This window comes from Streptococcus cristatus (genome assembly GCF_001578775.1).
GTDB classification, from domain to species: domain Bacteria; phylum Bacillota; class Bacilli; order Lactobacillales; family Streptococcaceae; genus Streptococcus; species Streptococcus cristatus_A.
In genome coordinates this window covers 177,837-189,088 of sequence record NZ_KQ969063.1, presented here as the reverse complement: position 1 = coordinate 189,088, position 11,252 = coordinate 177,837, and the positions used below count along the sequence as shown (strand labels likewise).

Annotated in this window: 13 protein-coding genes and 1 pseudogene; 12 read left to right on the top strand and 2 right to left on the bottom strand. The window is 40.4% G+C overall.

What is annotated here, in order from left to right; genetic code table 11:
- Window positions 1-550 (top strand): TOBE domain-containing protein (locus SCRDD08_RS12020; protein WP_231089370.1); only part of this gene is annotated, 550 nt, incomplete at its 5' end.
- Window positions 551-619: 69 nt separating this feature from the next.
- On the opposite strand, the gene SCRDD08_RS09255 is transcribed toward SCRDD08_RS12020, so the two are convergent.
- Window positions 620-1,468: a methyltransferase domain-containing protein gene (locus SCRDD08_RS09255; RefSeq protein ID WP_061423443.1), complete on the bottom strand. Its 849-nt coding sequence runs from the start codon at window positions 1,466-1,468 to the stop codon at window positions 620-622.
- Window positions 1,469-1,523: 55 nt separating this feature from the next.
- Window positions 1,524-2,780 carry a tyrosine--tRNA ligase gene (gene tyrS / locus SCRDD08_RS09250; protein WP_045498145.1) on the bottom strand — a complete coding sequence of 419 codons (1,257 nt, stop codon included), beginning with the start codon at window positions 2,778-2,780 and terminating at the stop codon, window positions 1,524-1,526.
- A 195-nt stretch (window positions 2,781-2,975) separates the two neighbouring features.
- On the opposite strand from tyrS, the gene pbp1b reads away from it, so the two are divergent.
- From pbp1b to SCRDD08_RS09200, 11 genes and pseudogenes are all read left to right on the top strand, one after another.
- On the top strand, window positions 2,976-5,342 hold the full coding sequence (gene pbp1b / locus SCRDD08_RS09245; RefSeq protein WP_061423429.1) for a penicillin-binding protein PBP1B: 2,367 nt from the start codon (window positions 2,976-2,978) through the stop codon (window positions 5,340-5,342).
- Window positions 5,343-5,383: 41 nt separating this feature from the next.
- Window positions 5,384-5,659: a hypothetical protein gene (locus tag SCRDD08_RS09240; protein ID WP_061423428.1), complete on the top strand. Its 276-nt coding sequence runs from the start codon at window positions 5,384-5,386 to the stop codon at window positions 5,657-5,659.
- The gene (locus tag SCRDD08_RS09235) at window positions 5,659-6,018 is read left to right on the top strand and encodes a hypothetical protein (protein ID WP_061423427.1); all 360 of its coding nucleotides are present in this window, start codon (window positions 5,659-5,661) and stop codon (window positions 6,016-6,018) included. The genes SCRDD08_RS09240 and SCRDD08_RS09235 overlap by 1 nt, the downstream gene beginning before the upstream one ends.
- Window positions 6,009-7,625 (top strand): ATP-binding protein, encoded by a 1,617-nt coding sequence (locus SCRDD08_RS09230; protein WP_081104299.1) that lies wholly within the window; start codon window positions 6,009-6,011, stop codon window positions 7,623-7,625. The genes SCRDD08_RS09235 and SCRDD08_RS09230 overlap by 10 nt, the downstream gene beginning before the upstream one ends.
- The gene (locus tag SCRDD08_RS09225) at window positions 7,612-8,127 is read left to right on the top strand and encodes a hypothetical protein (RefSeq protein ID WP_061423426.1); all 516 of its coding nucleotides are present in this window, start codon (window positions 7,612-7,614) and stop codon (window positions 8,125-8,127) included. Before SCRDD08_RS09230 ends, SCRDD08_RS09225 begins: the two co-directional genes overlap by 14 nt.
- A gap of 192 nt (window positions 8,128-8,319) precedes the next feature.
- Entirely contained in the window at window positions 8,320-8,850 is a 531-nt protein-coding gene (locus tag SCRDD08_RS09220) for a hypothetical protein (protein WP_061423425.1), read from the top strand.
- Between the two features lie 118 nt (window positions 8,851-8,968).
- Window positions 8,969-9,187, top strand: a complete 219-nt coding sequence (locus SCRDD08_RS09215; protein ID WP_061423424.1) for a hypothetical protein — start codon at window positions 8,969-8,971, stop codon at window positions 9,185-9,187.
- Window positions 9,177-9,673: pseudogene (locus tag SCRDD08_RS09210) on the top strand (hypothetical protein). The gene SCRDD08_RS09215 and the pseudogene SCRDD08_RS09210 overlap by 11 nt, the downstream one beginning before the upstream one ends.
- Window positions 9,674-9,746: 73 nt before the next feature.
- A complete protein-coding gene (locus SCRDD08_RS11535) occupies window positions 9,747-9,911 on the top strand; it encodes a hypothetical protein (protein ID WP_155719807.1) in 165 nt (54 codons plus the stop codon).
- A gap of 190 nt (window positions 9,912-10,101) precedes the next feature.
- Window positions 10,102-10,377 carry a hypothetical protein gene (locus SCRDD08_RS09205; protein WP_155719806.1) on the top strand — a complete coding sequence of 92 codons (276 nt, stop codon included), beginning with the start codon at window positions 10,102-10,104 and terminating at the stop codon, window positions 10,375-10,377.
- A complete protein-coding gene (locus SCRDD08_RS09200; RefSeq protein WP_155719805.1) occupies window positions 10,337-10,897 on the top strand; it encodes a hypothetical protein in 561 nt (186 codons plus the stop codon). The genes SCRDD08_RS09205 and SCRDD08_RS09200 overlap by 41 nt, the downstream gene beginning before the upstream one ends.
- The last annotated feature ends 355 nt before the right edge of the window (window positions 10,898-11,252 follow it).

Here is an 11,252-nt window from a genome sequence, read left to right as displayed (position 1 = left end):
CGACCAGACAGAAGCGATGACGCTTGCAGACCGGATTGTTATCATGTCAGCAACCAAGAACCCTGCTGGAACTGGAACGATTGGTCGAGTAGAGCAGATCGGTAGTCCACAGGAAGTTTACAGAAATCCAGTCAACAAGTTTGTGGCGGGCTTCATTGGCAGCCCGGCGATGAACTTTATCACTGTGACGCTTGAGGGGAATGAAATCGTTGCCGATGGCTTGCGTTTAACCGTGCCAGAAGGAGCACTGAAGGTGTTGCGTGAGAAGGGTTATGACGGTAAGAAGTTGATCTTTGGTATTCGTCCAGAAGACATCAATACAGAACCTGCCTTCTTAGAGACCTTCCCAGACTCTGTGGTTCATGCGACCATCTCTGTCTCTGAGCTTTTGGGTTCTGAGTCTCACCTTTACTGTCAAGTTGGTGACAGCGAGTTTATCGCGCGTGTAGATGCTCGTGACTATTCAGAAACGGGTGAAGGAATTGACCTTGGCTTTGACCTGAACAAGGCGCATTTCTTTGATTTCGAAACAGAGAAAACAGTTTATTAAAATATGAGTTATAAAAAAGATAGTCCGCAAGCCAAACGGAATGCATTTGGTCTGCAGACTATCTTTTCTTTATTTTGCTTTTCCGACAAGAATGGTAGCTGCAATGGTCACTTGGGTGAGGTCAGTCCAGTCAATCTGGTCTTGCTCAACGTGAAAGAGCAGTGGTGTCATCGCTAAAAGAGCTGCTCTGCTTTCGGCAGTCAAGGAGTGGCTAGATTCGACATTGATTTCAGAAATTATATCGAAGTATTCTTGGAAATGCTGAATGACTTCTTGGTTAGAGTAATCCTTGTTACTGAGTTGAGCCGCGGCTTTTTGGCGAATTTCTTGAAGATGGTGCTCGGTGGGGATGACCTTGATGAGGAGTGCATTGTCAGACATGACTCGCCGAAATTCCTGATAATTGGCTGGAGAAAAGATATCTAAAATGATGTCCATGCTGGCATCTTGCAGCGGTAGCTTGGCCAAATCACCAACGAACCAATTGACTGCGAAAGAGCCGTCGCTCTTGGCCGCCAACTGAATGGAATCTTTTGAAATATCGAAAGCATAGAAGGTTTTTTGGGGATGGGTTTCTTGGAGTTTACGAGAGTAGAAGCCCTCACCGCATCCAATATCTAAGACTGTTTTAGCAGATTCTGAGCTAGCAAGTAAGTTCGAGACAGCTTCTAAGATAGCTTGGTAAAATCCAGCTTCTAAAATCAACTGCCGATTTTGAAAACTGGCCTTATCGTAGTCTTTGGGCTGCTTGATTTGAGGTGCTAGATTGACATAGCCAAACTTGGCCAAGTCATAAGAATGACGATGTTGACATTTGAGGCTGTTTTCCATCAGCTGCAGCTCTTCCTTGCAGATGGGACAGGCAAAAGCGGTCGCTGTGGCAAAACGCTGGAGTTTGGGTTTGAGGTTTGTATTCATAGTTTTAAGTCTAGCAAAAAAAGGACTGGATGGCAAATGCCTCCAGTCTGCTTTTTTAGTATGTAAGGACGAAGTATTTCTTCTTACCGCGGCGGATAACAGTAAGTTCATTCTCTAACTTATCTGCGTCGCTCAAGACATAGTCAAGGTCTTGGATGCGGTCGCCGTTGACGTAAATTGCTCCGTTTTGAACATCTTCGCGGGCTTGGCGTTTTGAGTTGACCACGCCAGATGACACGAGGATTTCCACGATGTTAAGATTTTCGTCGGCTTGAACTTGGTAGTTTGGTACTCCACGAAGTCCTTGTTTGAGTTCTTTGACAGAAAGGTTTTTGATGTTTCCTGCAAAGAGTTGCTCAGTGATGTTAAGGGCTTCTTTGTAGGCTTCTTCACCATGGACAAGAGTCACGACTTCACGAGCGAGGACTTTTTGAGCCAAGCGTTCGTGTGGAGCTGCTTCAAACTGTTTGCGGATGTCTTCAATCTCATCGAGTGACAAGAAAGTAAAGATCTTCAAGAAGCGAACAGCGTCAGCATCCATCACATTCATCCAGAATTGGTACATTTCGTATGGAGAAGTCTTGTCAGCATTGAGCCAAACAGCATTTCCTTCTGATTTACCAAATTTTTTACCAGTCGCATCAGTGATAAGGGGGACAGTGATAACGTGACCTGTCTTGTCAGCCTTACGACGAAGCAATTCGGTACCAGCTGTCATATTTCCCCACTGGTCAGAACCACCGATTTGCAGAGTTACGTTATGTTCTTTGTTAAGAACAAAGAAGTCGTAACCTTGCATGATTTGGTAAGCAAACTCTGTGTAAGAAATCCCTGTTTCAATCCGTTTTTTTACGGATTCCTTGCTCATCATGTAGTTGACAGTGAAGTATTTACCAACATCACGGAGGAAGTCAATGAAGCTGATGCTGCCAAACCAATCGTAGTTGTTGACCATGACAGCTTTGTTTTCGCCATTTTCAAAGTCAAGAAAGCGTGACAGTTGCCCTTGGATAGACTGAACCCAGCCATCAACGGTTTCCTTGGTTTGCAGGCTACGCTCTGCATCTTTAAAGGATGGGTCGCCAATCAAACCTGTTGCACCACCGACGAGGGCGTAAGGTTTGTGACCAGCTAACTGTAGGCGGCGACTGGTCAAAATAGCTACCAAGTGACCTAAGTGCAGACTGTCCGCTGTTGGATCGTATCCAGTATAATAAGAGACCTGCCCTTCTTCTAAGGCTTTACGCAAAGCTTCTTCATCAGTAGTTTGAAAAATCAAACCACGCTCTTTTAGCTCATCAAAAATGTGCATAGTTGTCTCTCCTTTTCTAAGATAGCAAAGGATTTTGCCTTTGCTCAAGTATTTTTTGTTTTATCCCTCTATTGTATCACAAACGCGACAAATATCAATGAGTAGCAAGAAAATAATTCCTGTAAAAGCGCTAGAATTAGCTCTTTCTTGATATAATTTGCTGATGTTTGCTATAATAGTCGATAAGGAGAATCTATGTTGAAACCATTTATAAAAAAGTTAAAACAGTTTGGTAAGGGGGAACCCTCACCTGCTAAGACGTCTAAGCCAAAAGGAGAGACATGGTCGGTACTTGATATTGTTTCCGTTATTTTCCGGACAGTAAAACTACTCTTAAATGTCGCTTTTGTATTTATCTTTTTTGGAATAGTATTGGGGGCCGGACTCGGATTGGGCTATGCCGCCAGCCTTTTTAGTGATGTCTCCGTGCCGAAGCAGGAGGAGCTGGTAAGTCAGGTCAATAAGATTTCTGGGATTTCGAAGCTGACCTATGCTAACGGAGAGTTGATTTCTGAAATCGATAATGATTTGTTGCGGATGCCAGTTGCCAGCGATGCGATTTCGGATAATGTCAAAAATGCTATCATTGCTACAGAAGATGAGAACTTTGAAACTCACAATGGTGTTGTGCCCAAGGCTGTTCTGCGGGCAACCTTGGGTTCTGTAGTTGGAGTTGGTTCATCCAGCGGGGGCTCAACCTTAACTCAGCAGTTGATCAAGCAGCAGGTCGTGGGAGATGCTCCGACTTTCAAGCGGAAGGCAGTAGAGATTGTTGATGCCTTGGCTTTGGAACGCTATATGTCTAAGGATGACATTCTGACTGCTTATTTGAATGTGGCACCTTTTGGTCGGAATAACAAAGGACAAAATATTGCTGGAGTGGAAGAAGCAGCTCAAGGGATTTTTGGTGTATCAGCCAAGGATTTGAGCATTCCGCAGTCTGCGTTTATTGCAGGATTGCCTCAGAGCCCGATTGTCTATTCACCCTATGCCTCTGATGGCAGTATGAAGAGTCCAGATGATATGGCTTTAGGTCTAGAGCGGGCTCGAAATGTTTTGTATAATATGTACCGCACAGGTCGACTGAGTGAGGCAGACTATCAGCAGTACAAAGACTATGATCTGACGCAAGATTTTAAACAGACTGAGAGCCTTCAAAAGAGCTCGCATAGCTACCTCTACCATACAGCCTTTTCAGAAGCGCAGACGGCCATGTATCAGTATTTGATTCAGCGGGACAATGTATCTCAGCAAGAATTAAAAAATAATGCAACGGTTGAAGCTTATCAAGAGTTGGCTCGAAAAGAGCTGAGCGAGGGTGGCTATATGGTCACAACAACCATCAATCATTCGATTCATCAGGCGATGCAGAACGCAGTTGCCAACTACGGTGGTCTCTTGGATGATGGGACAGGAATGGTCGAGGTTGGAAATGTCCTTCAGGACAATAAAACAGGAGCCATTATTGGTTTTGTCGGTGGTAGAGACTATAGTTCTAATCAAAACAACCATGCTTTTGATACGGAAAGATCTCCTGGTTCGACTATCAAGCCGATTTTAGCTTATGGGATTGCCATTGACCAAGGGCTGATGGGAAGCGCAAGTGTCCTTTCCAATTATCCAACGAACTTCTCTAGCGGTGAGCCAATTATGCACGTGGACAGTCGTGGGACAGGCATGATGGATCTGCAGGAAGCCCTCAATACTTCTTGGAATATTCCAGCTTATTGGACCTATCGTGCACTTCGTGAGAAGGGTGTAAACGTCCGAGGCTATATGGAAAAAATGGGCTACCATATTGACAACTACGATATTGAAAGTCTACCAATGGGTGGGGGGATCGAGGTTTCGGTTGCCCAGCACACCAACGGTTTCCAGACCTTGGCTAATAACGGTTCTTATCAAGAAAAGTATATGATTGAAAAGATCACGGCTCCTGACGGCAAGGTAGTTTATGAGCATAAGGCAAAACCAGTTCAGGTGTATTCGCCTGCTACTGCAACGATTATGCAAAGCTTGATGCGAGGTGTGCTCAACTCTGGTGCAACTACGACCTTTAAATCAAGGATTAGTCAAGTCAATGGTACCTTGGCAGGTGCAGACTGGATTGGTAAGACAGGTACAACTAACAGTAATGGTGATATGTGGCTCATGCTTTCAACTCCTCGGATGACCCTTGGAGGCTGGATTGGTCATGATGACAATACTTCTATGGCTGCCCTAACAGGCTACAATAATAATGCGGCCTATATGGCCTATCTAGCCAATGCCATTTATGAGGCGGATCCAAGTGCCTGGGGAATCGGAGAGAAGTTCAATCTTGATTCGAGCGTTATCAAGTCTGATGTTCTCAAGTCTACTGGAGAAAGACCAGGAACCGTCACAATCAACGGCCGTTCCATCAATCTAAACGGTCCGACCGTTCCTAGCTACTGGGCTAAGAATGGCGCTCCAACGACGAGCTATCGCTTTGGTATCGGCGCATCAGATGCGGATTATCAGAAAGCTTGGGGAGCAATTTTGGGTGGTACCACTGGCAACACCAATCGTAATAGCCAATGAGAAATTGCCTAACAATTAGAACGAAAGGTAGGGAATACTAGATGTCAGGGAAGATTTCTTCAGATACTATCGCAGCAAGTTCCGCAATTAGTGAATTAGTAGGAGTGGATACTTCAGCCTTCAGGAACAATCAAGTTGAATTTGGCTATACAAGTGATATTGCTGGAATGGAAGCTGGTCGTCAAGCCTGCAATCAAATGTTGCAGGCTGTCAGTGACTTCAGTTCGGCCGTCTTAACTCAGGCTAATAAATTTCCAGAAATTGCTGAAAAAATTGAGAAACGCGATATAGAGCAGGCACAACGTTGGAGCAACTGATGATAAAAGATAAAAATCAAGAAAAACGTGAACAATTATATAAGCAAATCATCCAGCTTGAGAATCAAGAAGAAGATCTTTTAGTTATCAAAAGACGCTACGAAGAGAAGGTAATGGATTTTCGTGCAGATATCTGGACGATAAATGCCCAAATAGAAAACTTGATAGATCCCGTATCAGAGACAAGCCATACCAATCGTAAAATATGGGAAGAAAACCAAGCCTTGCAACAAACAATTGACAGCTACGTAGAGCAAGAGTTGGACAATGTTTCCAAACAAACAAGGAAAGTTCGGCAAAAATTAGATGAAAATCGAGAAAGATTGACGAAAGAAAGGAACTCTTTACCATGGGAGTAAAATACAGTGCATCGGAGTCCTCACAGCTGATGGAGGCTATGGCTAATAATATTCAAGTGGCCAATGAGGTGACAGACCGATTGTCTCAGGGGTGTGACCACCTAATAGCTGCCCTAGACTCTGGAGAACTCATGGGAGCAGCCTATACAGCAGGTAAGGGCCTTTTTTCAGAGATTATCATTCCTGCCATTAAGAAGCTACAGGCTGCAGTGGACGACATTCAAACGGAGTTGAATTCATATAGGATTGCCGATGCTCAGGTATCAGAGTATGGCAACCTTGATCTGGATCAGCTGAAGAAGACAAAAGAATTGAGAGAGAAACAGCTAGCCTCTATCAAAAAGGCTATTGAAGCTAAGGAATCATTCTTAGAGCGGGTGAAGTCTATTGCTACATTTAATATCGTTTCTCACATGGAATCTCTGGTGATTCTTTCTAGTGCAGAGTCGCAAATTGAATCACAAATTAAAGAATTGGAAGAGAAGATTGAAAAGCTGGAGTTCTTTGTCGCTCAAGTCTCCCAATATTTCAGTGATAGTCTAGAAGTTCTTCGTCTAGCTATCCAAGGAGCCACACAACTAAGTGAAATCATTGTCGATAGTGATGGAAACTACTATGCGGACGGTGTGGACATGAGTTGGGCCAAGAAGATGAAAGAGCAGAAGATTGAGTCACATAAGTTGGATAAGAATATCCCAGTGACTAAAGCTGAGAAGGAAAAGAAAGTTATTGTGGATGATTTTGTAAATATATATGGTTTTGATATTGAAACAGCAAATCTCTTATACCAGTTGCAGCAATCAATTCTTGAAAAAGCTGAAACAAAAGGATGGTCTAAAGAGAGAGTGATTTATGAATTTAACAGATTGGTTGCCTCGCCAGTCTATGCTGGGGATACAGGACGTGCAACTTGGTCTGGTTTAGGAGGTGTATTAAAAAACGATAAGTTACGAAAAACATTAAAAGAAGAATATGGTTTCTCAGATGCAGAAGTAAACTTATTTATTAGAAAAATTGAAAAACAACAAGGATCTTCTCCTAGTAAGAAAGATCTTGCTCATGAAGCTATTCAATTATCAACGTTTACAGAACAAGCTTGGGGAGATAGAGACTTATCTACGAAAGAAGGCATGAAAGAACTGTTGGCTCACGTACTAAGTACCCTCGGAAATTCTATGACAATAGGTGAACTTCCTATTAATACAGAACGATATGAAAGTTCCTTCAAAGGAGATGTAGATTCAACAAGATATGATGATAATGACTTCACTTCGGATCTAGATGCTATAAATCTTTATGATAGAATATCTAAAAATGGTCAGCCTAACAATGTTTTTAAAATACAAGCAAATTATAACAATGAGATTGCTGTAAATGAAACAAATCGAATTGCTGAGTTTTATCAGACCTTGGGAAATGGTGATAAAGAAAACGGTAGGAACTTCCTAAATTACCTTATTGAAAATAATACAGCAGGTGGACAATTTATCAAGCACGGGAAAAGATGGGATTTTTTATGGCAAGCAGATACGGATGAGCATAAAAAATCAAAAGAAGATTTTTATGACTATTTGAAGCGAGGAGAAGATAGAAATGTCGGTACGTAAAAAAATAATAAGCATCCTACTATTGATAATAACTGCTTTTGCCATTTGCTTGCTCTTTTGGCCAGATGATAAACCTGAACCAGATTTTTCCTCTGCCAATAAAATTGAATTACTGGCAAGTATCCTCGCAGGTAACAACGAGGATATTATCCGAGATGCTGGCTATGGAATTCCGGATGACCCAGTGATTCGCCGATGGGGGATAAATAAACTTAAAATATCTGGGAAATTAAACTTGGATGTACGCCCACCGACTAGTTTGGAAGACAGTGAGCTTCTAGTTCTTTTTTCTACTATGATTAACGGTAAAGAAACAGATGTAGCGTTTTTCTTAGATAAAAAATTGAATTTAATTGATTCGAGTTATGAGTCTATAGAGGAAAATGATACTGGGAAAAAAATTGAAATAGATAAGACTCAAGAAAAAGAGTTACTACATCAGGTTCAAACAGAATTGAATCAGTTCTTTGAAAAAATGAAACAGCAGCTAGCTTCTAAATAGGAAATATAATAAAAGAATCATAAATAAAGATTCGGAAGGCTGTATGTGTTATTACGATGAGCAAAGTGTGAGATATTATGAACTGGGAAGAGTAGAAGCCTTTCTTGTAAAGCATGGTAAAGACTGTTGAAGAGGAACAAAAGAAGAATCAGGAAGCCTTTTTTGACTATCTGGAAAGAGGTTTAGAGAGCAATGTCAGATAAATTGAAACAGTTTAAATGGTTGATAATATTATTTTTGGTTGTATTAGTACTTTCGTATTTCACTTACAATCATTTTCAACAATCTAATACATTGAAAGTAGCTTTTGAGAAAAATGATAGAATTGAAGTTCTTCATCGTTTGCTAGAATCAGAGAAGTACGCACCTGATATTCGCAAAGCAGGCTTTACCATTCCGCCAGATGGAGCCATTCGGTTAGAAGGGGTTATTTATCCACTGGAAATAGAAGGAGATATACATTTGAAAATTAGTCCTCCTCAAAAGCAAGCCAAGGATTTCCAGTTATTTTTCATTACACAAGTTAATGAAAAACAAACACATGTAGCTTTCGTTTTAGATGAAAATCTGAATTTACTTTATTCTAGCTATTCTCAGGAAAATGCTAAGGGAACAAGAGAAATAGTTTCTATCTCACAATCTGAAGAAGCCCGCTTGTTGAAAATTGTTCAAAGTGAGATTAATAGCTTCATTAAAAAGATGTATCAAATCTTGTATGGTTAGTTTTGTAGAAGAGTTAAATACCAATAACCCCCTATACTTAAAAAACCGAGCATACAGAGAAGACTATCCTTTCTCAATTTGGGGCCGCTAGTGGAAAGAAGGGAAGAAGCCTGATTATTTGGGAAATTATCTCTTTGGCTATGTTGGTAAAGGTTATTTAGAATCTAGTGATACATATTTGAAAGTTGGTGCAGGAATGGCTCAGGGATGGTCAGATAAGAACCCTTTGAAATATTTAGAGAACGTTATTAATGGAAATTATGGAGATAATCCAGGAGTGCTAAGACAATTCAAGATGGTATTAATGATTATAGGGAGAATTACAAATGACCTATAGGAAGAAAAAAATCTGGAAATTAGGTTGTGGCTTGCTAATATTAATCCTAGCAACTAGCATTTTTGGACTATATTTATGGGCAAAAAACATTGGTAAGTACACTCTGCAACCAGGTCAAAGTGTTAAATTGAAAGTTTTTTCTAAAACAGAGCAGCTGGAGTATAATTCGGAATTGATTTTAGAAAAAAAGATGACGCTAAATTAAAATTATCGGGCCGAAAAGGCTGGGGGATGAAAGGAAGTAATACGGTTTATAATGTTGAGAAGCAGTCAATAACTGAGATTATTATTTCTAAAGATGGAACAGAGCGCAAAGACTTACCGAATGATAAGAGTAAAAGTATCTATTTAGAGAGTGATGGAATAGTGGTTCAAGGGGAAATAAAGGAAGTATTTGGGGTGACGGAAGAAACCCCCTACACGATTACCATTACCAATGTGGACGACAAACCAGCGCGCTTTGAAGCTCAAGTGGTGGATAGGTAAAGTAGAACATTGACAACAACTTAGAATTAGCAATCAAGTAACAGACCGACCGCCCAGAGACTGTGACTATTAAATGGCTACTCTAGCCTCTGTCAAAAAGGCTATTGAAGCTAAAGAATCATTCTTAGAGCGCATGAAGTCTATTGCTACATTTAATATCGTTTCTCACATGCAGTTAAAGATTATGCCCATGAAGCAATTCAGTTTGCAGCATTTGCTGAACAAAGCTGGGACTTGAATCTTTACTCAATTGCTCATGCTATAAGTGAGGTGGGAAATACTGCCAGAATCAATATCCCAGGTAGCACAGCCTCACTACCTTATCCCATGGAAAAGTATGAAATTTCTTCAAGGGTGATGTGGACTCTGGCCGTTATGGTGATACTGACTTTAACTCAGATTTGGATCCAATTAATAGCTATGAGCTAATGAAAAATGCGAATCAAAAAGATATTTTTAAAATACAAGCAGACTATAATCAGGGAATTGGATCTAATAAGATTAACCGTGTTGAAGAGTTTTATAAAAATATGGGGCAAGGAGATACCAAAGTTGGTAAAGATATTGTTCATTACATTGTAACAGATGGTAGTACAGGAGGCCATATGTTTATAACTCGTGGTCAGTCAGAGGAGGAACAAAAGAAGAATCAGGAAGCCTTTTTTGACTATTTGGAAAGAGGGGCTGATACAAATGTTCGTTAAATTCAAACGCTATAAATACCTGACTATTGTTTTGTCCTTACTTCTGATCCTTATTCCTTCCTATTTTGCTTATGAGCGTTATCAATATGACGCTTTTAAGCGTGCTTATGAACAAAAAACAATTTATGAACAACTAGATATCTTGATGAATTCCACTCGCTATGTGAATGCAGTCAGAAAAGCCGGTTATTCCATAGATGACTACAATGTAAAAATGATGGAACGTATTTCCAGCATAGAGACCAAAGGAGGTCAACCAGTAACCATTATATCTCCAGACGATGGAGTAACCATGATTACAGTTAAAAAGATAGGTACCACTCCTAATGTAACATCAACTTTTCAATTTAATAATGAACTAGAATTGGAATACGTGGGCTATATGAAAATAGATAGCACGTCACAAGAAAGAATTGAAGTTGATGATGAGACTACAAATAAGATAGCAGATGAGGTGAGAGCAGAGGCAAAAGCTATGCTCAAAGATATTTACCAATCCATGTACCCAAATGAAAAATAAAAATCTATCGTATATTGATGCGTTAATGAGTATTATTCAGATACGGAACGAGGCGAGTGCACTCGCGCAAGAAAAATTGTAGGCTATAAATCGATAGAAGAGACTAAACAAAAATTTTTACAAAATTACTACTAGATAAAATAAGTTGAGGAGGTGGGAATGCAATCTCATTTTGAATAACCTACTGAAAATCGGAGTGTGGAATATCTACAAAAGATTTGCCAAGTAGCTATAATTTCATTCTAAATATTGAAGCAGTCAATCAAGAATTGGAAGAAATGAGGTGATTGGATGAAGAAAAAACGATTATTCGTTTCGCTTTAGTGTACAGAATTGGGGAGAAGTAAAATTTAAA